Genomic DNA, 26,883 nt, shown 5'->3' with positions numbered 1-26,883 from the left:
TTGGGGGCAGCTGTAAATGTGGTGCAGTTAGCAGACTTCAGTGCGCCTTCCGGGCGCAAGCAGGTAATATCCCCTTATAGGGGGAGAACATGCCACCCGCTAAGCGGGTGGTCATGACTTAGAAAAATAATAGAATATTAAAAAAATAATAGAAAAAATAGAGCAACCTATAGATAGTAATAGAGAAATCTAAATATTGTATTTATAAAAGAAGGGGGGAATGGTAACTTAAAAGAATAAAAAGAAGGGTTTTCAAAAAGGAGGAACCATGAAAACAGGTAAAAGAAAAACACAAAAGTATATGAGTGCCATACTGATTGCGGCAATGAGCATGAGTCATGTAACAGGGGTATGGGCAGAGCCGGTAAATACGCAGGAAATTGCAGAAGAAAAGGCGCTGTCGGAAGAGGAAGGCAAAAAGCAAGAAGAGGCACTGCCGGAAGAAGGAGAAAAATTGGAAGAAGAGGTTCTGCAGGAAGACGAAGAGGAAAAGACAGAAGAAGGTGCAGCTGCAGAGTCTGTGCCAGGCGTTGAGGAACAGAAAGAGGAAACTTTGGAAATGGAAGTGCCGGTGGAAAATGAGAAAATTACAGTTGTCAGGGGTGAAAGTCTCCAACTGGAAAAACCGGAGAGTTTTTCTGAAAATGTTACATGGAGTGCAAAATTCTTAAAGAAGGACGGGGGATTTTTGAGAAATGCGGGTTATTCAAAAATTAAGAGAGAGTTAAAAGAAGGGGAAACGGACGGAAACCGTATGGCAGGAGATGCCAGTGCAGAGCATTTGTTAAAAATTACTGCAGATGAGGGTGAAAATGCAGTAATTACCGGAGAAAATAAAGGGAATGTCGTGGTTGTGGCACAGGATGACCAGGGAAAGACAGCGCAGTGGAAGGTAGAAATCCTGTATCAGTCTCCTTCTGTATTGCCGTCTGCGGCGGAGGAAGACTATGGGAAAATCCGTCAGGCGTGGAAAGAATCTTTAATCGGTAAGGAGTTGTCTCTGGAAGAAGACGGAGCAGAGGTTTTAGAGGAGATTAACCAGGAGGCAGAAACTATCTGGAATTCTTATGCTTATAAGGGGCAGGAGGAGTGCAGCGGTATTCCGTGGACAGAAGATGAGGGCGCAAAGGGGAATAAAAATATTCCATACAAAGATGATGCGGTGGAATTTCGTCCTTCCTTTAAGAAAGTACTTTCCATGTGTAAAGCCTATGCCGCAGAGGGAGGAAAGCTGTATCAGAATCAGGATATGCTGAAAGATATCACAAAGATACTGGATTTTCTGTGCGGTTCCTGCTATACACCCAAAAGCCAGACCGATAACTGGTGGACCTGGGAGATTGGGATTCCGAAAGACTTGATTCCGGCGTTGGTCCTGGTTTACGACGGGCTGACAGAGGAACAGGTTATGGCATATACAGAATCTCTTTATTTCTTTCAGCCAGACCCATTTCATGAAGGGGTAATTAACACGGCCAGTACTCATGGCCAGGGATATCGGGAGGCTCAGGGGGCTAATATTATTGACTGCTCCACAACAGCGGTAGGCCTTGGCGCATTAAGAAAGGATAATGAACTGGTGTATTTGGGAATGCTGGCCTCATCTGAAACCTTTGTTATTCAGAATGTAGAAGACAGCACCCAGATAGCAGGGAATGGATACAGCAGCGGTTTTTATCCGGATGGTTCTTATCTGGACCACATAAAAGTACCATATTTAGGGGCTTATGGAATTGAATTCATGAAGGGAGGAGCTAAAATACCCTCTCTGCTTGCCGGCACACCCTGGAAGTATCCGGAACAGGTTCAGGAAAATTTGGAGAGTTATATAGTAGAAAGTTTTGGCAATGGCATGTACAGAGGAATGATGTTGGATTGCCTGAAGGGGCGTTCTGTGTCCAGACCTGCAAGCAGCAATAAGGCAGCGGGACGTGAGGCGATGACGGTTATTCTTCAGATTGCAGATTCTTTCAGCGGAGAAGCTAAGAATACTACACTTTCTTCCTTGAAATACTGGATGGAAGAGGATGAAGGATTTGTGGACAGTCTTACAGGTGCGGAAAACATGGCAATAAAAAAGAAAGCCAAGGAAATTTTAGAAGATAGCTCCATTCAAAGCCAGGTGACGCCAATACATAAATCCTATCCGCTCATGGACCGTGCTGTTCACAGAACAGAGAATTACTTATTTGCCCTGTCCATGTACTCAGAGCGTATTCAGAATACGGAAATTATGAACGACGAAAATCGTTTTGGATGGCATCAGAATAACGGTATGACTTATATTTATGATGCAGATGAACAGTATACAGAAAACTACTGGAATACAGTAAATCCGTTAAGGCTGCCGGGAACTACCGTGGTTCCTGTGAATATCGGAACGGGAAAGCCGGATGGCTCTGGATTTGCACAGGGCGGGGACTTCTGTTCCAACGAAAGCTGGGTGGGAGGAACTTCCCTTGGCAATTATGGTATCAGTGGTATGGCGTTTTCCGGAGAAACACAGGGAATTGCAGGAGATGCTCCGGTTTCTTATGCTCCTGAGTTAAAGGGCAAGAAGTCGTGGTTCATGTTTGGGGATGAGATTGTTTGTCTGGGTGCAGGAATTACGAATAAAAATATGGAACTTCCTGTGGAAACAACTATTGAAAACAAAAAACTGAAGGAAGATGGAAGTAATCGTTTGCTTGTAAATGGAGAGGAAACGGATATTCCGGTCAAAGAAGCGAATGTAAAAGAACTTGTTGAACGCAGTGCAGATGCGTCAGGTACAAGCTTTGATAAGGTAAGCTGGGCACATTTAGAGGGGAATCAGTCGGCGGGAACAGGATATTATTTTCCGGAGGAAAATACAGAAATTCAGGTTCGTCGGGGACGGACAACAGGAAACTGGAAGGATATAGGAACCTTTGAAGGAGAGAGCACAGAGAATTATCTGGAAATGTGGGTTGACCATGGACAGAATCCAGAAAATGCCGCTTACAGCTACGTGCTGCTGCCGGAAACAAGCGTTGAGGAAACAGAGCGTTATGCAAAAGCACCGAAAATAACGGTGTTGGAAAACAGCGGTGAAGTGCAGGCTGTCCGTCACCAGGAACTGGGGATTACAGGAATAAATTTCTGGCAGGAGCAGGGAGGAAGTGTAGAAGGAATAACAAGCGATAAACCCGCTTCGGTTATGCTGCAGGAAACAGGCGGCGGAACATTGAAAATTTCTGTTTCTGACCCTACCATGAAGAATACAGAGGCTATTCGGATTACTGTTAACAAAGAAATAGCAGACAGCATCCAAATGGACGAAAATGTAACTTGCGAGAAGAAAGAAGGCGGGGTTGTTTTGACCTTCCACATGGCCGGAACAAATGGTGAGGCATGTATGGCAGAACTTCGGCTTTCGTCTCCTGCGGTACCGGAAACACCAGAAACACCGGAAACACCAGAAACACCGGAAACGCCAGAAACACCAGAAGGACCGGAAAGCCAGGGAAAAGTCACATTGCTGAATGAAAAACATGGTATTCAATTAACAGGGGAGGGTTTAACCTCTGATATGCAGTTGTCTGTAAAAGCATTGGATAAAAAGCATGCAGACGTAAAGCTTATGGAGAAGGAGCTTTCCTCTAAGGAACAGCTGAGTAATCCTATTGAAATTCAGCTTTTAAAGGATGGAAAAGAGATTGCCCTTCCTCATAAAGCAGAACTTCAGCTTCCTGTGGGAGAGAGATACAATGGAAAAGAGGTTGCAGTGCTTTCCTGTGACAATCCAAAGGTGCAGAAGTTCCAAGTTAAAGTAAAGGATGGGCGTGCTTTGATAGAAGTGGAAACTTTAAACAGTTTTGGTGTGGTATTTGATAAAGCGTTTTCTGCAAGTGCAGATAATATAAAACCAGATAAGATAAAGCCGAATAAGGTAAAAACAGGAGATGAGACACCGTTTGCCGTATGGTCTGCTATGTTTATAGCGGGAGGCACACTGTTTATCGTGTTTAAGAGAAAAATTTCTGAAACAAAGGAATAGAGTGTTATGAATAAGAAAACATATTTTGAAAGACAGAAAAACAGATATAAAGAAGGGGAATTTCGCTGGTGTACGCAAACGGTCCTGCAGCAGCACAAGGAGAACTGCCGACAGATTATGCGCATTGCGGATGAGGCGGTTCGCTTGGAATTTCTCTTTGATTTGCCATGGGATATGGAGCGCACTTATAAAATTGAGAAATTTCAGTATCCTATTGATTGGACTTATATGCCCACAGATGATTCGGAATTTATCTATCAGATGAACCGGCATAGATATTTCATTTGCCTCGGACAGGCTTATGCTATGACAGGAAATGAAAAATATGCAGAAGCCTTTGTACGCATCCTGAGGGATTGGATTGAGCATGTGCCTCTGAATCAAGAGAGCAAAAAGGTCACATGGAGAGAGATTGAGGCGGGGATCCGGGGAGAGAACTGGACGAAAAGTATTTTATATTTCGAGAACAGTTCTTTGGTAGACGATGATTTTATGGAGTTGTTTACAAAGAGCCTGGAAGAGCATGGAGAATATCTTTTTAACGCGAAAAGGGGATTTCAGATATCCAGCAACTGGGGTGTTCTTGAAAATCACGGTCTGCTTTTTATAGGGCTTGCTTTGGGAAAAGAAATTTATACAGAAACAGCGCTGAAGCGTTTGGAACAGGAAGTTCAAATTCAGATTTTTTCGGACGGCGTACACTGGGAGCAGTCCTGTATGTACCATAATGAAGTGCTTCACTGCGTCTTAGAGACTATCCATATGTTGCAGGCTTGGGGCAGAAAGATTCCTGAGAAAATAACAGAAGCAGCCAGACGTATGGCTATGGTGAATGTGGCATGGAAAAAGCCGGACGGCTGCCAGCCCCTTACAGGAGACAGCGATGAGACGAATGTAGAGGATATGCTGGCGGTATCTGCTATTCTGCTTGCAAAAGAGGGAAAGAAGGAGGCGGAAGTGTTAAAAGGCTGTGCCGGACAGTACCCGGATTATGAAAGCATATGGGATTTGCGCAGAGAGGGAGCTGAAATTTATGAGAGAATTTTAGGGCGTGTGCCCCAGCAGACAAACTTTATGCTGGAAGAAAGCGGAAACTATTATGTGCGAAATAACTGGGAACGTAACGGAGAATATCTGCACTTTAGAAACGGCTGCCTGGGAGGCGGACACGGACATAATGACAAGCTGCATATAGATGTAGTCAGTGAGGGTGAGGATGTGTTGGTCGACGCGGGAAGGTATCAGTACACTTATCATGAGAAAAATCGTATCTGGCTGAAAAGTGCGTATGCGCACAATACGCTGTTGGTGGACAATAAGGATTTTATGGAATATACCGATGCATGGGGGAGTGAGTATGCCGCGCCGGAATTGAGGATTTCGCCAATACAAAAGGCAGGGTATCTGGTATTGGAAGGGGCGCATACCGGTTATCTGCAAAAGGGGGTACAGGTGCTTTTAAAGAGAATGGTTGTGGTGTTGGAGCCGGGGGTATATGTTCTGGCAGATATGGCATACACCAGCGAAAAGCACACCTACAGCAGGCTTTTCCATTTTAATAATCAGGGAAATCTTGTTTGCGAAGATAACAGAATTGTATACAATGGGACAAGGGCAAAAATGGAGCTGGTATTTCCGCAGAAAAACATTTCTTTTCACAGAATAGAAAGCAAAATTTCCCGTCATTATAATTTGTGTGAAAAAAATGAGGCGGTAAGTGCAGAGGCGCAGGGGGAAGGGCAGATCGCTATGTTTGCGGTGCTGGCAGGAAAGCAGATGCAGCCGATTCAGGTGTGTATGCGGTCGGTTTATAATCCGGTAAGAAACTGTGCGCTGAAAGAAGAATATGCTCAGGGTCTGTATATTCGTACGGATAATCACGAGTATCGGCTTATATTTAGATATAAGGACTTAACCGGTCCTCATGACTTGCTTCAAATGGATTCCTGCATGGGGATAGGACGTCTTTTGATAAGTGCAGACGGGGAAAATACCATCAGTTTCGCATGAGATATAAAAAGTGAAAGTTGTTTTACTGTAGAAAAGTAAAAAAACCGTTGACAAATTATTGTTTTTGTGATAATTTATCAGAGGAATAGCTGCCGAAGACAGCAGGTGCCGTAAGGCATAAGGATAAAAACGCCTGCCGAGGAAAGATTCATTCTTGATTCATAAGATTGATTTTGAGCCTCTTTGTCTTGCGCAAAGAGGCTTTCTTAATTTTGAGCAGCGCAGCCTAAAAAAATAAGGAGGTGCACTAATTCATGGCAAAAGTAGAACTTAAAAAACCTGTCGTAGAAGAGATTTCCAACAGCATTAAAGATGCAGCAGCTGTAGTTTTAGTAAACTACAAAGGTATCAATGTTGAGCAGGATACACAGATGCGTAAGGAATTAAGAGAAGCTGGAGTTGTTTACAAAGTTTACAAAAACACAATGATGAACTTTGCATTCAAAGGAACAGCTTGCGAAGAATTATGCCAGCATTTAGAAGGAACAAACGCTTTAGCTGTATGTACAGAAGATGCAACAGCTCCTGCAAGAATCCTTGCTAAATACGCAAAAACAGTTCCGACACTGGAATTAGTAGCAGGTGTTGTAGAAGACGCTTACTACGATAAGGCAGGAATCGAAGCACTTTCCCAGGTTCCTTCAAGAGAAGAACTTCTTGGAAAATTGCTTGGAAGTATCCAGTCTCCTATCGCAAACTTCGCTCGTGTGCTTAATCAGATTGCTGAACAGCAGGCCTAATAAGCAGTTTCAGTGAAGTGACCGCCCAAAGGGGCAGACCAAATAATATAATGAATGAAAAAATTGGAGGTAAATTATAATGGCAAAATTAACAACAGCTGAATTTATTGAAGCTATCAAAGAATTATCCGTATTAGAATTAAACGAATTAGTAAAAGCTTGTGAAGAAGAATTTGGTGTATCTGCAGCAGCAGGTGTTGTAGTTGCAGCAGCAGGCGGAGCAGCAGAAGCAGCAGAAGAAAAAGATGAGTTCGACGTAGAATTAACAGAAGTTGGACCAAACAAAGTTAAAGTTATCAAAATCGTTCGTGAAGCTACAGGCTTAGGCTTAAAAGAAGCTAAAGAAGTAGTTGACGGAGCTCCTAAGATTCTGAAAGAAGCTGCATCTAAAGCAGAAGCTGAAGAAATCAAAACAAAACTGGAAGCAGAAGGCGCTAAAGTTACTCTTAAATAATTTTAACGTTCAGAGCATTTCTGGAAAATCAAAACTGCCGCATACGGTGATGAAAGTCATCGATGCGGCAGTTTTTTGTTGAATTGAATAAAATTTTATAAATAATTTCGTCATTTTTCCTGCGATAAAAACTTTACAAATTAACGCTTTAATACTATACTGTAATAAAAAAGAGAAAACAGGGTGGAAAGATAATGATTACGTTTATCATTGGTCTTGTGATTTTGTTTGTAGGTGCAGCGTTATATGGAAGATTCTGCGAAAAGGTTTTTGGACCGGATGACAGAAAGACTCCGGCTTATACCAAGCAGGATGGTATTGATTATGTGCCTATGAAAAAGTGGAAAAACAGTCTTATTAACCTGCTGAATATTGCAGGTACAGGTCCAATTCTGGGTCCTATCCAGGGGATTTTGTTTGGTCCCATTGCCTTTATTACGATTCCTATCGGAAATATTATCGGAGGAGCTATGCACGATTACTTTTCCGGTATGATTTGTCTGCGGGACGGTGGAACACAGATGCCGGATATGATACGGAAGTACAGCAATAAGGGTGTTTATGGAGTCTATCAGGTTTTTTGCAGTTTACTGCTTCTACTGGTGGGTGCGGTGTTTGTTTACACGCCGGGAGACATAGCCGCGACGCAGGTCTTTGGATTTGACGGTGCAGCAACTTCAGTTTCTACCTGGGTAATCTATGGGGTGATTTTTGCTTATTATCTTATTGCAACGGTATTTCCTATCGACGCTATTATCGGAAGGATTTATCCGGTTTTCGGTGCAGTGCTTCTGTTTTCAGCTATTGGTGTGTTTATAGGGCTTTTTGTGCAGGGATATCCGCTGGTAGAACTTTGGGATAACTGGAATGGTCCGTTGGTTGCTTACGGAGATTACTTTGGGGAAAATCATTTTATTCCGGTATTTTTCATTACAGTGGCTTGTGGTATTTTGTCTGGATTTCACTCTACACAGACGGCGATTATTTCCCGTACTGTCAAAAGTGAAAAAGAAGGACGTATGACTTTCTATAACATGATGATTGTGGAAGGATTTATTGCTATGGTTTGGGCTGCTGGAGCTATGGGAGTTTACAATCTGGGACTTCAGAGCGCAGATCCGGCTCTGGCTACGGCAACCATTGGTGTGGTTTGCAAGAATTTGCTGGGCTCTGTGGGTGGTATTATAGCACTTGTTGGAGTTATTGTACTTCCCATTACGTCAGGAGATACGGCGCTTCGTTCACTGCGGTTGGCTATTGCGGATACGTTCCGTATTGATCAGACTTCGACAAAGAAACGTTTGGCGCTGTCGGCGGTTATCTTTTCGCTGGTGGCAGCGATTCTGGTATTTGCTAAAATGAATGCAAATGGCTTTAATGTTTTGTGGCGTTATTTCGCCTGGTCGAATCAGGCCCTTTCGTTGTTTGCGTTTTTGGCAATATCTATCTGGATGTTTGAACATAAAAAAGAAAAATTTGTGTGGATGCCTTTGATACCGGGTGCCTGGTATGCTTTTGTTACAATTACCTATATAGCGAATGCTAAGATTGGGTTTAATATTCCATGGACAGGCGCTTATATCGTTGGTGTATGTGCGGCAGTGGCTTATGTGGGTGTGATACTTTGGTATGGCAAGAATAGGGCAGCAGCTGTGAAATAGATTTTGAGAGAACCTTTGCGGAGGTTCTCTTTTGTGTCGGGAAAAAATATTATTTTAGGAAAATCTATTGACACTCTTGACAAAGCATGATATAGTGAGAAATGCACTATTATGGCAAGTTATGCCTAGGAGTCTATCAAAAAGAGACTTCAGCATTAATTAAATTAAAACATACAAGGGGTGAAACGTCAATGGAGAAAAACAGAATCCGTTCCGTAACTAATGGTAAGGCAATGAGAATGTCATACCAGCGCCAGAAAGAGGTACTGGAAATGCCAAACCTCATCGAGGTTCAGAAAGATTCTTACCAGTGGTTTCTGGACGAAGGCTTAAATGAGGTTTTTGAAGACATCTCTCCAATCGCAGACTATAGCGGTAAATTGAGCTTGGAATTTGTTGGCTTTACTTTGTGTGAAGATGAAAAGAAATATTCCATCGAGCAGTGTAAGGAAAGAGATGCAACATATGCAGCGCCTTTGAAAGTAAAGGTGAGATTACACAACAAAGAAAACGGCGAAATTGCTACACATGAGATTTTCATGGGTGATTTGCCACTAATGACAGCAACCGGTACGTTTGTTATTAACGGTGCTGAACGTGTTATCGTCAGCCAGTTAGTACGTTCACCGGGTATTTATTATGCAATCGCACACGATAAACTGGGAAAAACCCTGTATTCCTCTACTGTTATCCCCAACAGGGGCGCATGGCTGGAATATGAAACCGACTCCAATGACGTATTCTATGTGCGTGTAGACAGAACCAGAAAAGTCCCTATTACAGTTTTGATTCGTGCTCTTGGTATTGGCACGAATGCGGAAATTATCGATTTATTCGGTGAAGAACCAAAGATTTTAGCCAGCTTTACAAAGGATACTTCCGAAAGCTATCAGGAAGGTCTGCTGGAATTATACAAAAAGATTCGCCCGGGTGAACCGCTGGCTGTGGAAAGTGCAGAGAGCCTGATTACAAGCATGTTCTTTGACCCGCGGCGCTATGACCTGGCAAAAGTGGGACGTTACAAATTTAATAAGAAATTACTCCTTCGTAATCGTATTGCAGGGCAGATGCTTGCTGAAGAGGTCGTGGATGTAACAACAGGCGAGATTATCGCAGAAGCCGGAACCGTTGTAACAAAGGAACTGGCTGACCAGATTCAGAACGCTGCTGTTCCATATGTATGGATTCAGGGCGAAGAGCGCAACATCAAAGTACTTTCCAGCATGGCGGTAGATATCAGAAGTCATGTGGATTTAAGCGAGGAAGAACTGAAAGAGCTGGGTGTTACAGAATTCGTATACTATCCGGTACTTGCAAAGATTCTGGAAGAAAATGAAGAAACGGAAGATATCAAAGACGCAATCAGGAGAGACATTCATGAATTGATTCCGAAGCACATTACAAAGGAAGATATTCTGGCGTCTATCAACTACAACATGCATCTGGAATACGGTCTTGGAACCGATGATGATATCGACCACTTAGGAAACAGACGTATCAGAGCTGTAGGTGAACTGTTGCAGAACCAGTACAGAATCGGTCTTTCCAGACTGGAAAGAGTGGTTCGTGAAAGAATGACCACCCAGGATTTAGATGGTATTTCACCGCAGTCCCTGATTAATATCAAACCGGTAACTGCAGCAGTGAAAGAATTCTTCGGTTCTTCTCAGCTGTCCCAGTTCATGGATCAGAACAACCCTCTGGGTGAGCTGACACATAAGAGACGTCTTTCCGCACTTGGACCTGGCGGTCTGTCCCGAGACAGAGCCGGATTCGAGGTACGAGATGTCCACTACTCCCATTACGGAAGAATGTGTCCTATCGAGACCCCTGAAGGTCCGAACATCGGTCTGATTAACTCTCTGGCTTCTTATGCGAGAATCAATGAGTATGGTTTCGTAGAAGCGCCTTACAGAAAGATTGATAAGACAGATAAGAAAAATCCTCGTGTTACAGATGAAGTTATCTATATGACAGCAGATGAAGAGGATAATTACCATGTAGCACAGGCGAATGAGCCGCTGGACGAAGAAGGACATTTCATTCATAAGAATGTATCCGGTCGTTACAGAGAAGAAACACAGGAATACGAACGCCAGATGTTCGATTATATGGACGTATCCCCGAAGATGGTGTTCTCAGTGGCTACAGCTTTGATTCCGTTCCTGCAGAACGACGACGCCAACCGTGCGCTCATGGGTTCCAACATGCAGCGTCAGGCCGTGCCGCTTCTGACGACAGACGCGCCGGTAGTTGGTACTGGTATGGAATCAAAAACAGCAGTGGACTCCGGTGTTTGTGTGCTTGCGGATAAAGCAGGTACTGTAGAGTGTGCTGCGTCAAAAGAAATTACTATTAAAAATGATGACGGTACAAAATCCGTTTATCATCTGACAAAATTCATGAGAAGTAACCAGAGTAACTGCTACAACCAGAGACCGATTGTGTTTAAGGGTGAGCATGTAGAAGCAGGACAGGTTATTGCAGACGGTCCTTCTACTTCTAACGGAGAACTGGCACTTGGTAAGAACCCGTTGATTGGATTCATGACCTGGGAAGGTTACAACTACGAGGATGCCGTTCTTCTGAGCGAAAGACTGGTTATGGATGATGTATATACATCTATTCATATTGAAGAATATGAAGCGGAAGCAAGAGATACCAAGCTGGGACCGGAAGAAATTACAAGAGATGTTCCTGGTGTGGGTGACGATGCATTAAAAGATTTGGACGAAAGAGGTATTATCCGTATCGGTGCGGAAGTTCGTGCCGGAGATATTCTGGTTGGTAAGGTAACTCCAAAGGGAGAGACAGAACTGACTGCAGAAGAAAGACTGCTTCGTGCTATCTTTGGTGAGAAAGCAAGAGAAGTGCGTGATACTTCCCTGAAAGTGCCGCATGGTGAATACGGTATTGTCGTAGACGCAAAAGTGTTTACAAGAGAAAACGGCGACGAGTTGTCACCGGGTGTAAACCAGGCTGTCCGCATCTACATCGCACAGAAGAGAAAGATCTCTGTTGGTGATAAGATGGCCGGTCGTCACGGTAACAAGGGTGTTGTCTCCCGTGTACTTCCTGTAGAAGATATGCCGTTCCTGCCAAATGGACGTCCGCTGGACATCGTACTGAATCCTCTGGGCGTGCCTTCCCGTATGAACATCGGACAGGTGCTGGAAATCCACTTGAGTCTTGCTGCGAAAGCACTTGGCTTCAATATTGCGACACCGGTATTTGACGGTGCAAACGAAAATGATATTCAGGATACACTGGAGCTTGCAAATGATTATGTAAATACAGAAGATTTTGAAGAGTTCCGTGCAAAATATGAAGATACATTAAGACCGGAAGTTATGCAGTTCCTGGACGAAAACAAGGCTCACAGAGAGCTTTGGAAGGGCGTTCCGCTTTCCAGAGACGGAAAAGTAAGACTGCGAGATGGACGTACCGGTGAATATTTTGACAGTCCGGTAACCATCGGACACATGCACTACCTGAAACTGCATCACCTGGTAGACGATAAGATTCATGCACGTTCCACTGGTCCATACTCCCTGGTAACACAGCAGCCGCTGGGTGGTAAAGCTCAGTTCGGCGGACAGCGTTTCGGAGAGATGGAGGTTTGGGCTCTGGAGGCTTATGGTGCATCTTATACTCTGCAGGAAATCCTGACAGTAAAATCCGATGATGTTATCGGTCGTGTGAAAACTTACGAAGCAATTATTAAAGGCGATAATATTCCGAAACCGGGTGTTCCGGAATCCTTCAAGGTACTTCTGAAAGAATTGCAGTCCCTGGGTCTTGACGTCAGAGTTCTGGGCGAAGATATGCAGGAAGTGGAAATCATGGAAAACGTAGATTACGGCGATACAGACATGCGTTCCATTATCGAAGGCGATTCCAGAGGAAGAGAAGAAGAGGACTATGGCAGCCACGGATTCTCCAAACAGGAGTTTGAAGGAGAAGAACTGGTAGATGTTGAAGAAGAAGCTGATGAAGACGACGTATTCTTAGACTTTGATGAAGATGCTCTTGACGAAGAGTAAGGAGGAAAGGAGTCCACAATGCCAGAAACAGCAAAGAATGAGGTATATAAGCCAATGACCTTTGATGCCATTAAAATCGGACTGGCATCCCCGGAGAAAATCCGGGAATGGTCTCATGGTGAGGTGAAAAAACCGGAAACCATTAACTACAGAACACTGAAACCGGAAAAGGACGGCCTTTTCTGCGAAAGAATCTTCGGACCAAGCAAGGATTGGGAGTGTCACTGTGGTAAGTATAAGAAGATTCGTTATAAAGGCGTAATCTGTGACAGATGTGGTGTTGAAGTGACAAAAGCATCTGTCCGCAGAGAGCGTATGGGACATATTGAACTGGCAGCGCCGGTTTCCCATATCTGGTATTTCAAGGGTATTCCTTCCAGAATGGGTCTGATTCTTGACCTGTCCCCAAGAACTTTGGAAAAAGTTCTTTATTTTGCTAACTACATTGTACTGGATGCAGGAACTACAGACCTGCAGTACAAACAGGTTCTGACGGAGAGAGAATATCAGGACGCCAGAGAAAAATACGGCGAAGAATTCCGCGTGGGCATGGGTGCAGAAGCGATTCAGGAACTTCTGGCAGCTATCGACCTGGAAAGAGAATCCAAAGAGCTCAAAGCGGGCTTAAAAGATTCCACAGGCCAGAAACGTGCCCGTATTGTAAAACGTCTGGAAGTTGTAGAAGCTTTCCGCGAATCCGGAAACAGACCGGACTGGATGATTATGACTGTTGTTCCGGTAATTCCGCCGGATTTACGTCCTATGGTACAGCTGGACGGCGGACGTTTTGCAACCTCTGACTTAAATGATTTGTACAGAAGAATTATCAATAGAAACAACCGTCTGAAAAGACTGTTGGAACTGGGCGCACCGGATATTATTGTCCGCAACGAGAAGAGAATGCTGCAGGAAGCTGTGGATGCTCTTATCGACAATGGACGCCGCGGCCGTCCGGTTACAGGTCCTGGAAACAGAGCGCTGAAATCCCTTTCCGATATGCTGAAAGGTAAATCAGGACGTTTCCGTCAGAACCTGCTTGGTAAACGTGTTGACTACTCAGGACGTTCCGTTATCGTCGTAGGACCGGAACTGAAAATTTTCCAGTGTGGTCTTCCGAAAGAAATGGCTATCGAGCTGTTTAAGCCGTTCGTAATGAAAGAACTGGTATCTAACGGTACTGCCCACAACATCAAGAATGCAAAGAAGATGGTAGAAAAGCTGGAGCCGGCTGTATGGGACGTACTGGAAGATGTTATTAAAGAGCATCCGGTTATGTTAAACCGTGCACCTACTCTGCACAGACTTGGTATTCAGGCCTTTGAACCGATTCTGGTAGAGGGTAAGGCAATTAAGCTGCACCCATTGGTTTGTACTGCGTTCAACGCGGACTTCGATGGTGACCAGATGGCGGTTCACCTTCCATTGTCTGTAGAAGCTCAGGCAGAGTGCCGTTTCCTTCTGCTTTCACCGAATAACCTGCTGAAACCGTCTGATGGTGGTCCGGTAGCCGTTCCTTCACAGGATATGGTTCTTGGTATTTACTATCTGACACAGGAAAGACCGGGAAGCAAGGGCGAAGGCAAGATATTCAAGAGTGTAAACGAAGCTATTCTGGCTTATGAAAACCAGGCCATTACTCTGCAGACCAAGATTTTTGTATATGCAGAGAAGAAAATGGCTGATGGAAGCATTTTAAGAGGAAAGGTGCCGTCCACACTGGGACGTCTTCTGTTCAACGAAATTCTTCCTCAGGATTTAGGCTTTGTTGACAGAACTGTACCGGGCAATGAATTGCTTCCGGAAGTGGATTTCCTGGTAGGAAAGAAACAGTTAAAACAGATTCTGGAAAAAGTTATCAATACTCACGGCGCAACCAAGACGGCAGAAGTTTTGGATGCAATTAAAGCTATGGGTTACAAATATTCTACAAGAGCGGCTATGACGGTATCTATTTCCGATATGACGGTGCCGCCTCAGAAACCGGAAATGATCAAACAGGCACAGGATACCGTTGACCTAATTACCAAGAACTTCAAACGTGGTCTGATTACAGAAGAAGAGCGTTACAAAGAAGTTGTAGATACATGGAAAAAGACGGACGATGCCCTGACAAAAGCCCTGCTTACCGGACTGGACAAGTACAACAACATCTTCATGATGGCTGACTCCGGTGCCCGTGGTTCTGATAAGCAGATTAAACAGCTGGCAGGTATGCGTGGTTTGATGGCCGATACAACCGGTCACACCATCGAGTTGCCTATTAAATCAAACTTCCGTGAAGGTCTGGACGTACTGGAATACTTCATGTCCGCCCATGGTGCTCGTAAAGGTCTGTCCGATACAGCTCTTCGTACCGCCGACTCCGGTTACCTGACAAGACGTCTGGTTGACGTTTCTCAGGAACTGATTGTCCGCGATGTGGACTGCTGTGAAGGTACAGGAGAAATTCCGGGTATGTGGATTAAAGCCTTTGCAGACGGAAAAGAAGAAATTGAAAGTCTTCAGGAACGTATTACAGGACGTTTCTCCTGCGAGACAATCAAAGATAAAGATGGAAATGTTATCGTAAAAGCAAACCATATGATTACACCGAAACGTGCTGCAAGAGTGGTAAAAGACGGTGTAAACGCAGAAGGCAAGCCATACGATACTGTAAAAATCCGTACGATTCTTACCTGTAAATGTAAGATTGGTGTCTGCGCAAAATGTTACGGTGCCAACATGGCTACAGGTGAGCCGGTACAGGTTGGTGAATCTGTTGGTATCATTGCAGCGCAGTCCATCGGTGAACCTGGTACACAGCTTACCATGCGTACTTTCCATACCGGTGGTGTGGCCGGCGGAGATATCACACAGGGTCTTCCTCGTGTCGAAGAGCTTTTCGAGGCAAGAAAGCCGAAAGGTCTTGCCATTATCACGGAAATCAAGGGTGTTGCGACACTCAAAGATACCAAGAAGAAGCGTGAGATTATTGTTACAGACAATGAAAGCGGTGAATCCAAGACTTACCTGATTCCATACGGCTCCCGTATTAAAGTACAGGATGGCGATTATCTGGAAGCAGGTGACGAACTGACAGAAGGTTCTGTAAATCCGCATGATATCCTGAGAATTAAGGGTGTTCGTGCTGTACAGGATTACATGATTCGCGAAGTACAGCGAGTTTACCGTCTGCAGGGTGTAGAAATCAACGATAAGCATATCGAAGTGATTGTTCGCCAGATGTTGAAGAAAATTCGTATCGAGAATAATGGAGATACAGAATTCCTTCCGGGTACTCTGGTAGACGTTTTAGACTTCGAGGAGGAAAATGGAAAACTTATTGCAGAGGGCAAAGAGCCGGCAGAAGGCCAGCAGGTTATGCTGGGTATCACAAAGGCTTCTCTGGCAACCAACTCCTTCTTATCAGCCGCTTCCTTCCAGGAAACTACAAAGGTTCTTACAGAAGCAGCTATCAAAGGTAAGATTGACCCGCTTATCGGTCTGAAAGAAAACGTTCTTATCGGTAAATTGATTCCGGCTGGTACAGGTATGAAGACTTATGCCAACATTAAGCTGGATACAGACGGAGATGACGAAGAAGAGTTTGAAGACGACTTAGATGAGACAGAAGATGAATTACTGGAAACTGCAGAGGATTCTGAAGATGCAGAAGGGGAAGAAGCAGAAGAAATGGAACTTTCTGAAGAGGAAGAAGAAGCAGAATTAACAGAAGAATAAAAACAGAAGCACGGAGAATTCCGAAAGGGGTTTTCCGTGCTTCTGTTTTATATAACAGATATGTAAAACTGTTTAATAGCATAGGCCGCAGCGCCGGCAGCGCCTTCCAAAGGATTGTAGGGAAGGATGTTTACGGTCTGGTCTGTTGGGTCATCCACAAAAAGGAGCTGCTGCTTAATGTAGTCCATGAGTTCCTCACTGATTTCCTTGTTGGAAAAGAGGGGGCAGTGAAGATAAATCTTGTCCGGGTTCATAATAATGGCCAGATTGGAAATGGTAACACCTAAATATTTCAGGGCAGTGGAAATATAACTGCCTACCTGAGGGTCGCCCAGGGAGAAGGCCTTGGATATATCCTCCAGCGTCAGTTCTTCCGCGGAAGGCTTTAGGGAAGTCAGAACCGTTGCAGCGTTGCTGTTGTAAAGCAACCGGCAATATTTTAAGAGCCAGGTTTCGCTGCAGTAAGTCTGAAGACAGCCGCGCTTGCCGCATTCGCATTTTTTGCCTTCTGGATTTACAATGGTGTGTCCAATCTCTCCGGCATAGTAGTTTGTACCCTGAAAGAGGCGGCTGTCTTTCATCATGGCACAGAACATTCCCAGTCCTATATGGAAAAAAGCAAAAGTTTCCGGTGAAGACTTGTCGAACAGATAGCGTCCGAAAGCCATACAGCGCACATTATTTTCACATATTACCGGAAATGGAAGGCGCTTTTTTAATTCTTTCCCGCTGAATCCGGGAAAAGTAGAAGAATTTACAATCACCTTATCTTGTTTGTGATCAATGTGTCCGGGTACAGCAACACCAATTCCTATAAGAGAGTTGGAGATTTCAGGGAGACTGTCCAAAATCTCTGTGATTTTATGTATCAGGAATTCCGTAATGTTTTCTTTTGGCTCTGCTTTCCTCAGTATGGAAGTTTCGAATACAGGTTTTCCCCGGAGATTGCAGATGAGAAAACGTACATGCCGCAGGGTGAATTCTACTCCCATGGAATATACATGGTCGGGAACGATATCCAGCAGAATTTTCTTTCGTCCGGGAGAAGAGTCTCCAAGGGTTTCATCCGAACCTAATTCCCGGATAATACCTTCCTGAATAAAATTTGAGGATATGGAAGTTACTGTAGCGGGGGTAATCTGTGTTTTTTTGGCAATGGTTGAACGGGCAACCGGAGCATGACGGAAAATATATTCCAGAATGGTGCTTCTGTTTTCCTGAGTGGTCATAAGCTGCAAACCTCCTGTAACAAATCTAATATTAAAAGTTTTCAATCAGAGGAAAGCCAGTATAATTGGTAGAAACTTCCACTACCCGATAAACATCAAGGGCTTTCTGGAAAGTGTCTTCCTGCGAACAAATATAATAGGTAAAGGTTTTCCAGGCTTCTCCGGCCTCTTGTGTCCTGCCGTCAGCAAGAAGGAAGAGGGCTTTTGATAATAATATACAATATTCCCTGTGGTAGTCAAGGTGTTTCCAGAAAAGCTGCTGTACAGGGGGCAGCGCTGCTTTGTCCTGGGCAGCGCACACAGACAAAAAGGTTTCTGCTGTCTGTGCCACCTGCTTCATGTTCTTTGCCACAGCAGGATTTTGACGGCTACCTTTGCCATTGCAGTAATCGCAGTTGCACAGAGATGAGAGCCGGGACAGGTAGGAAAAGCAGGATTCCCAGTCCTTTCCGTAGGCGGCCTGGAAATACTCCTCCACCAGTTCTTCAAAGGAGCAGTCTGTTCCGAAAAGACATTTTCCCATAATGTAGTTGGGCAGTCCGTTGGGGAGAAAGCAGCGGAGTTCCTGACAACTCATGTATCCGTCCAGTTTTAAATCCGTCAGGCGGTGAATATCCTCGTAGATAATCCGCGAAATATGCAGGTATCCCATATCTCCATAATGAGCTCGGCCCAGGGGATAGTCATAATCGAAACACTCTCCGTGGAAAATTTTCTGCCACTGAGCCAGAAAAGAAAGGTTTTCTGTTAGATTTACCGGCAGGGTAATCTGATTTCTCTGGTACGGTACAGGTGCGGGGAGTTGTTCCGGAATTTCATAGGACTGCAGAAATGTTCGGCTGATAGGGGCGAACATCATAACAAACCGATGAGGGTGGAGTAATTTTTCTTCTATGGGAGCCCACAGAAGTTCTTCGTAAATCAGAAAAACAATTTTTGTGTCCAGATGTTTTTGGCTCAGGGCTCTGTCAATTTCATTCAAAATATGTACATACAGGTCCGAGGGTAAATGCTTTTTGCAGGTATCACATTCGCAGTGGTTGTTGGAAGCGTCTGCCAGCCATACATGGAGATAGTCTACTTCAGGATGGAGCATGGCATAAGCCGTTACCTTTTCTGCGAAAGAAGCAATGACATCTGGGTTGGAATAGCACAGGTTTGTGTTGATTGGAATGCCCTGAAAAAATCCTCTTTTTCCGTCTATAAGAGCTGTCATGTTTTCCTGTTCTTTGGTAAGAGTCGTGTCTGAAGGAACCCATCCCAGAGTATTTTGTCCCAGTACGGAACAAGTCCAGCCGTGCCCTACCCTATGGTGTTTCAAGCTTCTTTTCTGCAGTTCCCGGTCAATAACCGAGGAAATTTCGGCTGCCTTTTCCAGAGAAAATGCTTCCGGTTTCTTCAGAGGATTGTTTTTATGGCTGTACCATAGATTTAGAAAAGCATAAGGGAGCTCAAACTGCAGAAAAAAGGAATTGTAGCCCAGTTTCGGAAGCCAGTCGATAAATTCCAAAATATTTTCCGGCGTATCTGCGCCTTCGATACAGACTCCTCTGTGACGATAACGTGCCTTTTGGCGCCGGGAAATCTGGATTTCTTCTATATGGGGGACAGAAGGAATCCATTCATATTCTTTTCCCGGTCTTAGAAAGCGGCAGCCCAGAAGCGTGAGATACTGATACACGCCCAGGAGTACAGAGCGGGGATTACTGCCTTTGATATGCCCGCTTAAATGGGAGATTTCAATTTCGTATTCATCTTCATCTGAAGAACATTCAGAATCAGGAAAGAGTCCGAGGCATATTTTTTTGCGGTAAGTCTCGTCCGTCTGCTCAGTATCTTGCGAAAAAGAAATCATATTATTTATTTTTGATAAGTAATATCTCAACTCAGAACCAGCGAACAGAATGGTTTTTGATGTTGATAAATACTCAACTCGGATATCCATTTTTAGCCCTCCATAGTTTGGTTATTAAAAATAATAAATTGTAAATTGATTATAACGAAAAGAAAACGAAAAGTATATGTGAAAAATGCACATAAAATAAAAAGTTAAATTGACTATATTTAACAAAATAGTAAATAAATGTTGATTTATTACCAAGAACATAGTATATTATACCCATGGAAACGAAAAGGGAAAAAGAGGAAATGATAATTATATAAAATAAATAAATGGAGGGCTATATGAAAACGAAAACAACATTGGCGGAGTTCAAAAGTTTGAATTCTGTCAGAAAAAAACGTATTTTGCGGAAAAATGCCTGGTGCTGGGTGTTTATGCTGCCAACTTTGATTCTGTACATTTTGTTTCAGGGATATCCGATTATTACCAGTGCCTGGTATTCTCTTCTGGATTGGTCGGGTATGACTATGAATGCCACCTATGTGGGGCTTGGAAACTTCAAAGAGCTTCTGGCGGATCCCCTGTTTTACAATTCTGTGGCAAACAGCTTTAAGTATATGGCGCTAAGTGTTCCGATTCAGCTTGTTTTGTCTCTGGTTATTGCTTACATATTGACCAGTATTATCCGGAGAGGGGCTACAGTGTTCCGTACCATGTATTTCGTTCCTGTGGTAACGACTGCTTCTATCGTAGGAATTATTATGATTTTTATTTTCGGCGGTACGGGTCCTGTAAACCAGCTATTGTCACTTCTGGGAATTGATACGATTAACTTTCTGGGAGATGAAAAAACAGCGCTCTTTACGGTGGTGCTTATCGGTATCTGGAAAGACCTGGGAACATATATGATTTACTGGATTGCTGCTCTGCAGAGTGTATCACAGGATGTATATGAGGCCGCAAAAATCGATGGGGCCGGAAAGTTCAGAACCTTTACAGATGTAGTTTTTCCTTTGATTCTTCCTATCGGCGGTGTAATTGCTGTGCTGTGCGTCATTGGTTCTTTGAAAGTATTCGATATTGTGCAGACCATGACCAATGGCGGGCCTTACTTTGCGACAGATGTTGTGGCAACCTTTGTATACCGGACAGCTTATTCCAGTACAACCGGAAGTCCCCGTCTGGGTTATGCCAGTGCGGCGGCGCTCTTGTTTGGTCTTATGGTAGTTATCATCGGTCTTGTGTTAAACGGGGTCAAAACTTACTTTAATAAGAAGAGAAATATTTAGGAAAGGGGATAGGCGAATTTATGAAAAGAGAAAAAATTGCAGGGAAATTTGGTAGAAGTATTGTGTATGTACTGCTTTCTGTTGTGGCTCTGATCTGGATATATCCCTTTATCTGGATGATTACGGCATCGCTGAAAACCCAGGATGAGTTTTTTGCCAGCGGTTTAAGTTTGATACCAAAGAGCCTGAACTTTGAAAACTATGTGAGAGCATGGAACAATGCCAATTTCGGTGTGTACTTTAAGAACTCCATTATTGTAACAGTCAGTGTGGTGGTGATTGTGCTTCTGGCAACTTCTGCGGCTGGCTATGTTATGGGGCGCTATGCTTTTGTGGGCAAGAAACTGATTATGGGAATCTTCATGGCAAGTATTACCATTCCTTTGGTATTTACTGTAATTCCAATTTATGAATTGCTGAAGGAAATGGGGCTGGAACAGAATCTGCTGGGGTTGATTCTGGCGGAAGCAGGAGGAGGACATGTTATTTTCCTGATGCTTTTCTCCAGTTTTTACGGGGGGATTCCAAAGGAACTGGAAGAAGCAGCAACCATTGACGGCAGCGGTTTCCTGAAAACGTATTCCAGTATTATGTTTCCGCTGGCCAAACCGATTATGGCAACGGTAGTTATCATGCAGTTTATATGGACCTGGAACTCTTTCCTTTTGCCGTTGATTGTTACGCTGAGCAGACCGGAGCTGAGGACACTGGCGGTTGGCCTGTATGCCCTTCGGGGAGAAAATGTGGTGGACTGGACAGGTATTGCAGCTGGCGCATGTATTGCGGTTCTGCCTATTATTCTGATATTTATATGCCTGCAGAGATATTTTGTAGATGGTGTAGCAGGTGCAGTAAAGAGTTAAGAAATAAAATTTACTATATTTATTTTAAGGAGGTATTTTAACATGAAAAAGAGAATTGCAGCATTAGCTATGGCTGGTCTGATGGTATTATCAGCAGCGGGATGCGGTCCTCAGGTAAACGGAGGGGACTCTGAAGGGAAAGAGCAGGAGTCATCTTCTGAGAAAAAAGAAGATGCAAAAGGTGATGGAGAGGTGGTACTCCAGGTTGTAGATATGAGTGACTCTACAAAGGCCAGAAGAGAAGAGTACAACAAAAAGTTTGAGGAAGAGAACAACTGTAAGGTTGAGTATACGGTATTGGCAGGAGACCAGTATCAGACAACCATCAACTCTTCTATTAAAGCAAACACAGCGCCGGATTTATTTGCGCTTCCAAGCGGTGTGAAATTGTCGACAGCCGTGGAAGAAGGCTGGTATATGCCGATGAATGATTATGTGGAAGACGGATTCTTTGATACTTTTTCAGAAGGTGCATTGAATGAAGGTATTACGACTATGGATGGGGAAGTGTATGTGCTTCCAGAAGCGGCTAATATTGTTAATACACTGGTATTCTACAATAAAAATGTACTGGAAGACGCAGGTGTAGATACCAACAACCTTCCAAAAACCTGGAGTGAATTCAGAGAAGCCTGCAAACAGGTTACAGAAGCAGGAAAAGGCAAATACTATGGTATGATTGAAGGCGGAAAACAGATAAACAGACTGGAAATCGCAATCCGTGCGCTGTCTTGTCTGGCAGGCAGCAAGTCTAATGATATCGGTGTTATCAGTATGGTAGACGGCAAAAATGTACTGAATTCTGATGCTATGATTCAGGCCTTTGATTTTTACAGCGGACTGGTACAGGACGGCAGTTTCCATCCGGATTCCGCAAACCTGGCAGCGCCGGAAGCAAGAGCATTGTTCGCACAGAATCAGGCAGCATTTTTGATTCAGGGAGCATGGTGTATCTCCACATGGGAAAAAGAAAATCCGGATTTGGAGTTTGGTGTTATGGAAATGCCGGTGCCGGATGAGGGTGCAAAGGGCGGTCTTCCTTACATTGGTGCGCAGCCATGGATGGGTATCTCCAAAACTTCTGAAAATCCGGAATTGGCAGCAAAATATCTTCAGGGACTCTATTCTGAAGAATATCAGTCTGGGGTTGTAGAAGATGGAGGTTTCGTATCAGCAATAGAAGGTGTGAATGAAAAATACATGAAAGACGGCGTTATGAAAGATTACTACACACTGGCTCTGGAACAGGGTAAACTCTGCCCGGATCCAATCGTAGGAAATGCAGATACAGCGGCTGTTTATGCAAATATCAAAGAAGTATCCCCGAATCTGGGACAGATTGTACAGGGTGTTCTTACCGGAAAAACAGATTACAAAGATTCCCTGAATACACTGGCAGAAAATACACAGAAAGAATGGGATAACGGAATTGCAAAAGCAAAAGAAGCGGGGGCGAATGTTTCTGCAGCAGATTTTGAATTTAAAAACTGGAATCCATTAGAAGATTATACGGCAGAGAACTACGAAAGCAAATAAGAGAGGAAAGCCGGGGCCCGGAATTTGGGTTCCGGTTTTTTTCTGCAAAAAAGTGAAAAAGCCCTTGACACCGTAATTTTTCGTGGATATAATGAGAGAGCGTGCATAAAAGACGTAAGTTTTTTGTGTGCAAAAAAGTTTATTCAGAATTGAATGACTGGCAGCCACTAATTCCTTCTTAAAAGGAAGAAGGATGTGCAAATTTTACAGGAGGTGAAAGGAATGCCAACATTTAACCAGTTAGTAAGAAAAGGACGTCAGACTACAGCGAAAAAGTCTACAGCACCTGCACTTCAGAAGAGCTACAACTCTTTACAGAAAAAGACATCTGATATGTCTTCTCCACAGAAGAGAGGTGTTTGTACAGCTGTTAAAACTGCTACACCTAAAAAACCTAACTCTGCTCTTAGAAAAATCGCCAGAGTTCGTCTTTCCAACGGAATCGAAGTAACAAGCTACATTCCTGGAGAAGGTCATAACTTACAGGAGCACAGCGTTGTTCTTATCAGAGGCGGTAGAGTAAAAGACTTACCAGGTACCAGATACCACATCGTTCGTGGTACATTAGATACAGCAGGTGTTGCTAACAGACGCCAGGCTCGTTCTAAATACGGTGCTAAGAGACCTAAAAAATAATAAGTAACTTTTAAAAATCCAGAAATAGTAAAAGCAAATCAGAGGCTTTTATTATGATGAATTCATAGAAGTCACAAAGAACTATTAAAATTGTACCGGGATTCCATAAGCCCAGGAGTGGCTGCGGGTTTATATAGAGAAGTTACCGAGTGCGAACATACAGAATAGTTTGTGTGAGTACCTATGATTTAATCGGAAATGATTAAGGAGGGAAGTAACGTGCCACGTAAAGGACATACTCAGAAAAGAGACGTTCTGGCTGACCCAATGTACAATAGCAAGGTAGTTACTAAACTTATTAACAGCATTATGCTGGACGGTAAGAAAGGTGTAGCTCAGAAAATTGTTTACGGTGCATTCGCCAGAGTGGAAGAAAAAGCTGGAAAACCAGCAATCGAAGTATTTGAAGAAGCAATGAACAACATCATGCCTGTATTAGAGGTTAAAGCAAGACGTATCGGTGGAGCTACCTACCAGGTACCTATCGAAGTAAGAGCAGACAGACGTCAGGCATTAGCTCTTCGCTGGATTACATTGTACTCCCGTAAAAGAGGAGAAAAAACAATGGAAGAAAGACTGGCTAATGAATTATTAGATGCAATGAACAACACAGGTGCATCTGTTAAGAAGAAAGAAGACATGCATAAGATGGCTGAGGCAAATAAAGCATTTGCTCACTATCGTTTCTAAGAGGAGGAAATCCAATTGGCTGGAAGAGAATATCCATTAGAGAGAACCAGAAACATCGGTATTATGGCGCATATTGATGCTGGTAAAACTACCACAACAGAGCGTATTCTGTACTATACCGGTGTAAACTATAAAATCGGTGATACTCATGAAGGTACTGCTACCATGGACTGGATGGAGCAGGAACAGGAAAGAGGTATCACAATTACTTCAGCCGCTACTACATGCCACTGGACTCTGCAGGAAAACTGCAAACCGAAACCAGGTGCATTAGAGCATCGTATCAACATCATTGATACACCGGGACACGTTGACTTTACAGTAGAAGTTGAGCGTTCTCTGCGTGTACTTGATGGTGCGGTAGGTGTATTCTGTGCTAAGGGCGGTGTTGAACCACAGTCTGAAAACGTATGGCGTCAGGCTGACACTTACAATGTACCTCGTATGGCTTTCATCAACAAGATGGACATCCTTGGTGCAGACTTCTACAACGCAGTAGAACAGATTAAAACAAGATTAGGTAAAAATGCTATCTGCATTCAGTTACCAATCGGTAAAGAAGATGAATTCAAAGGAATCATCGACTTATTTGAAATGAAAGCCTACATCTACAATGATGAAAAAGGTGATGATATTTCTATCGTAGATATTCCGGAAGACATGAAAGAAGACGCAGAACTGTACCGTACAGAACTGGTAGAGAAAATCTGCGAATTAGACGATGACTTAATGATGGAATATCTGGAAGGCGAAGAACCTTCTACAGAAGCATTAAAAGCTGCACTGAGAAAAGGTACATGCGAATGTGCTGCTGTTCCTGTTTGCTGTGGTACAGCTTACAGAAACAAAGGTGTTCAGAAGCTTCTCGATGCTATCATTGAGTACATGCCATCACCGGTAGACGTACCTGCTATTCAGGGTACAGACTTAGATGGAAACCCAATGGAAAAACATTCCTCAGATGATGAACCATTTGCAGCTCTTGCATTCAAAATCATGGTTGACCCATTTGTTGGTAAGCTTGCATTCTTCCGTGTATATTCAGGAACAATCAACTCCGGTTCTTATGTTCTGAACTCTACAAAAGGAAAGAAAGAACGTGTTGGACGTATCCTTCAGATGCACGCTAACAAACGTCAGGAATTAGATAAAGTATATGCCGGTGATATCGCAGCAGCTGTTGGTTTGAAATTTACAACAACAGGTGATACAATCTGTGACGAACAGCATCCGGTAATTCTGGAGTCTATGGAATTCCCAGAACCAGTTATCGAGCTTGCTATCGAGCCTAAGACAAAAGCTGGTCAGGGTAAATTAGGTGAGTCTTTAGCAAAACTTGCTGAAGAAGACCCAACATTCCGTGCTCATACAAATAAAGAAACAGGACAGACAATCATCGCTGGTATGGGTGAGCTTCACCTGGAAATCATCGTAGACCGTCTGCTTCGTGAATTCAAAGTAGAAGCAAACGTAGGTGCTCCTCAAGTTGCTTACAAAGAAACATTTACAAAAGCTGTAGATGTTGACAGCAAATATGCAAAACAGTCCGGTGGTCGTGGACAGTACGGTCACTGTAAAGTTAAATTCGAGCCTATGGATGCCAACGGTGAAGAACTGTTCAAGTTCGAATCCACAGTTGTTGGTGGTGCTATTCCGAAGGAATACATCCCTGCAGTTGGCGAAGGTATCGAAGAAGCTATGAAAGCTGGTATTCTGGGTGGATTCCCGGTAGTAGGCGTTCATGCTAACGTATATGATGGTTCTTACCATGAAGTCGACTCTTCTGAAATGGCATTCCACATTGCAGGTTCTCTTGCATTTAAAGATGCTATGGCAAAAGCGTCACCAGTACTTCTTGAGCCAATCATGAGAGTTGAAGTTACAACTCCGGAAGATTACATGGGTGATATTATCGGTGATATCAACTCCCGTCGTGGACGTATCGAAGGTATGGACGATATCGGCGGTGGTAAGATGATTCGCGGATTCGTTCCCCTGGCTGAAATGTTCGGATACGCAACAGACTTACGTTCCAGAACACAGGGCCGTGGTAACTATTCCATGTTCTTTGAAAAATATGAACCAGTTCCAAAATCTGTACAGGAAAAGGTTCTGTCAGGAAAAGCTGACAAATAAGAAATAGTTAAAATA

The 26,883-nt window shown here is 43.6% G+C and carries 15 protein-coding genes and 1 other annotated feature; of the genes, 13 read left to right on the top strand and 2 right to left on the bottom strand.

The annotated features are described in order from the left end of the window. Nucleotides 1-268: 268 nt before the first annotated feature. The 7 genes from WBS51_RS13720 to rpoC all read left to right on the top strand — a co-directional run bounded on the left by WBS51_RS13720 (nucleotide 269) and on the right by rpoC (nucleotide 16,646). A complete protein-coding gene (locus WBS51_RS13720; RefSeq protein ID WP_302702892.1) occupies nucleotides 269-4,018 on the top strand; it encodes a polysaccharide lyase 8 family protein in 3,750 nt (1,249 codons plus the stop codon). 6 nt (nucleotides 4,019-4,024) lie between these two features. Next, nucleotides 4,025-6,028: a heparinase II/III family protein gene (locus tag WBS51_RS13715; protein ID WP_294463296.1), complete on the top strand. Its 2,004-nt coding sequence runs from the start codon at nucleotides 4,025-4,027 to the stop codon at nucleotides 6,026-6,028. Between the two features lie 74 nt (nucleotides 6,029-6,102). After that, nucleotides 6,103-6,245 (top strand) — a sequence feature (ribosomal protein L10 leader region). A gap of 37 nt (nucleotides 6,246-6,282) precedes the next feature. After that, nucleotides 6,283-6,768, top strand: a complete 486-nt coding sequence (gene rplJ, locus WBS51_RS13710) for a 50S ribosomal protein L10 (protein WP_173749651.1) — start codon at nucleotides 6,283-6,285, stop codon at nucleotides 6,766-6,768. Between the two features lie 79 nt (nucleotides 6,769-6,847). Further along, entirely contained in the window at nucleotides 6,848-7,222 is a 375-nt protein-coding gene (gene rplL, locus WBS51_RS13705) for a 50S ribosomal protein L7/L12 (RefSeq protein ID WP_294462982.1), read from the top strand. 194 nt (nucleotides 7,223-7,416) lie between these two features. Beyond that, nucleotides 7,417-8,883 (top strand): carbon starvation CstA family protein, encoded by a 1,467-nt coding sequence (locus tag WBS51_RS13700; protein ID WP_173749652.1) that lies wholly within the window; start codon nucleotides 7,417-7,419, stop codon nucleotides 8,881-8,883. A 191-nt stretch (nucleotides 8,884-9,074) separates the two neighbouring features. Next, nucleotides 9,075-12,926 (top strand): DNA-directed RNA polymerase subunit beta, encoded by a 3,852-nt coding sequence (rpoB, locus tag WBS51_RS13695; RefSeq protein ID WP_294462980.1) that lies wholly within the window; start codon nucleotides 9,075-9,077, stop codon nucleotides 12,924-12,926. Nucleotides 12,927-12,944: 18 nt separating this feature from the next. Beyond that, the gene (gene rpoC, locus WBS51_RS13690; RefSeq protein ID WP_294462979.1) at nucleotides 12,945-16,646 is read left to right on the top strand and encodes a DNA-directed RNA polymerase subunit beta'; all 3,702 of its coding nucleotides are present in this window, start codon (nucleotides 12,945-12,947) and stop codon (nucleotides 16,644-16,646) included. Nucleotides 16,647-16,693: 47 nt separating this feature from the next. Here rpoC and WBS51_RS13685 read toward each other — a convergent pair whose 3' ends face one another. Continuing rightward, nucleotides 16,694-17,875 carry an ROK family protein gene (locus WBS51_RS13685; protein ID WP_173749655.1) on the bottom strand — a complete coding sequence of 394 codons (1,182 nt, stop codon included), beginning with the start codon at nucleotides 17,873-17,875 and terminating at the stop codon, nucleotides 16,694-16,696. A gap of 31 nt (nucleotides 17,876-17,906) precedes the next feature. Then, a complete protein-coding gene (locus WBS51_RS13680; protein WP_173749656.1) occupies nucleotides 17,907-19,820 on the bottom strand; it encodes a DUF4838 domain-containing protein in 1,914 nt (637 codons plus the stop codon). 239 nt (nucleotides 19,821-20,059) lie between these two features. On the opposite strand from WBS51_RS13680, the gene WBS51_RS13675 reads away from it, so the two are divergent. From WBS51_RS13675 to fusA, 6 genes are all read left to right on the top strand, one after another. Beyond that, a complete protein-coding gene (locus tag WBS51_RS13675) occupies nucleotides 20,060-21,007 on the top strand; it encodes a carbohydrate ABC transporter permease (protein WP_173749657.1) in 948 nt (315 codons plus the stop codon). A 20-nt stretch (nucleotides 21,008-21,027) separates the two neighbouring features. Continuing rightward, nucleotides 21,028-21,870, top strand: a complete 843-nt coding sequence (locus tag WBS51_RS13670) for a carbohydrate ABC transporter permease (protein WP_173749658.1) — start codon at nucleotides 21,028-21,030, stop codon at nucleotides 21,868-21,870. A gap of 42 nt (nucleotides 21,871-21,912) precedes the next feature. Beyond that, nucleotides 21,913-23,406 carry an ABC transporter substrate-binding protein gene (locus tag WBS51_RS13665; protein ID WP_173749659.1) on the top strand — a complete coding sequence of 498 codons (1,494 nt, stop codon included), beginning with the start codon at nucleotides 21,913-21,915 and terminating at the stop codon, nucleotides 23,404-23,406. Nucleotides 23,407-23,628: 222 nt separating this feature from the next. Further along, entirely contained in the window at nucleotides 23,629-24,042 is a 414-nt protein-coding gene (rpsL, locus tag WBS51_RS13660; RefSeq protein WP_111917896.1) for a 30S ribosomal protein S12, read from the top strand. Between the two features lie 219 nt (nucleotides 24,043-24,261). Next, nucleotides 24,262-24,732, top strand: a complete 471-nt coding sequence (rpsG, locus tag WBS51_RS13655; protein ID WP_207657634.1) for a 30S ribosomal protein S7 — start codon at nucleotides 24,262-24,264, stop codon at nucleotides 24,730-24,732. 15 nt (nucleotides 24,733-24,747) lie between these two features. Further along, the gene (fusA, locus tag WBS51_RS13650) at nucleotides 24,748-26,868 is read left to right on the top strand and encodes an elongation factor G (protein WP_111917898.1); all 2,121 of its coding nucleotides are present in this window, start codon (nucleotides 24,748-24,750) and stop codon (nucleotides 26,866-26,868) included. The last annotated feature ends 15 nt before the right edge of the window (nucleotides 26,869-26,883 follow it).

This window comes from Blautia acetica (genome assembly GCF_038739805.1).
In the GTDB taxonomy this organism is placed as follows: domain Bacteria; phylum Bacillota; class Clostridia; order Lachnospirales; family Lachnospiraceae; genus Blautia.
The sequence above is the reverse complement of the archived record's forward strand: the minus strand, read 5'-3'. Positions and strand labels throughout refer to the sequence as shown.

What these genes read in the sequence shown, in the direction of transcription:
- WBS51_RS13720 (WP_302702892.1), top strand. Translation starts at nt 269, where the DNA reads ATGAAAACAGGTAAAAGAAAAACACAAAAGTATATGAGTGCCATACTG.
- WBS51_RS13715 (WP_294463296.1), top strand. Translation starts at nt 4,025, where the DNA reads ATGAATAAGAAAACATATTTTGAAAGACAGAAAAACAGATATAAAGAA.
- rplJ (WP_173749651.1), top strand. Translation starts at nt 6,283, where the DNA reads ATGGCAAAAGTAGAACTTAAAAAACCTGTCGTAGAAGAGATTTCCAAC.
- rplL (WP_294462982.1), top strand. Translation starts at nt 6,848, where the DNA reads ATGGCAAAATTAACAACAGCTGAATTTATTGAAGCTATCAAAGAATTA.
- WBS51_RS13700 (WP_173749652.1), top strand. Translation starts at nt 7,417, where the DNA reads ATGATTACGTTTATCATTGGTCTTGTGATTTTGTTTGTAGGTGCAGCG.
- rpoB (WP_294462980.1), top strand. Translation starts at nt 9,075, where the DNA reads ATGGAGAAAAACAGAATCCGTTCCGTAACTAATGGTAAGGCAATGAGA.
- rpoC (WP_294462979.1), top strand. Translation starts at nt 12,945, where the DNA reads ATGCCAGAAACAGCAAAGAATGAGGTATATAAGCCAATGACCTTTGAT.
- WBS51_RS13685 (WP_173749655.1), bottom strand. Translation starts at nt 17,875, where the DNA reads ATGACCACTCAGGAAAACAGAAGCACCATTCTGGAATATATTTTCCGT.
- WBS51_RS13680 (WP_173749656.1), bottom strand. Translation starts at nt 19,820, where the DNA reads ATGGATATCCGAGTTGAGTATTTATCAACATCAAAAACCATTCTGTTC.
- WBS51_RS13675 (WP_173749657.1), top strand. Translation starts at nt 20,060, where the DNA reads ATGAAAACGAAAACAACATTGGCGGAGTTCAAAAGTTTGAATTCTGTC.
- WBS51_RS13670 (WP_173749658.1), top strand. Translation starts at nt 21,028, where the DNA reads ATGAAAAGAGAAAAAATTGCAGGGAAATTTGGTAGAAGTATTGTGTAT.
- WBS51_RS13665 (WP_173749659.1), top strand. Translation starts at nt 21,913, where the DNA reads ATGAAAAAGAGAATTGCAGCATTAGCTATGGCTGGTCTGATGGTATTA.
- rpsL (WP_111917896.1), top strand. Translation starts at nt 23,629, where the DNA reads ATGCCAACATTTAACCAGTTAGTAAGAAAAGGACGTCAGACTACAGCG.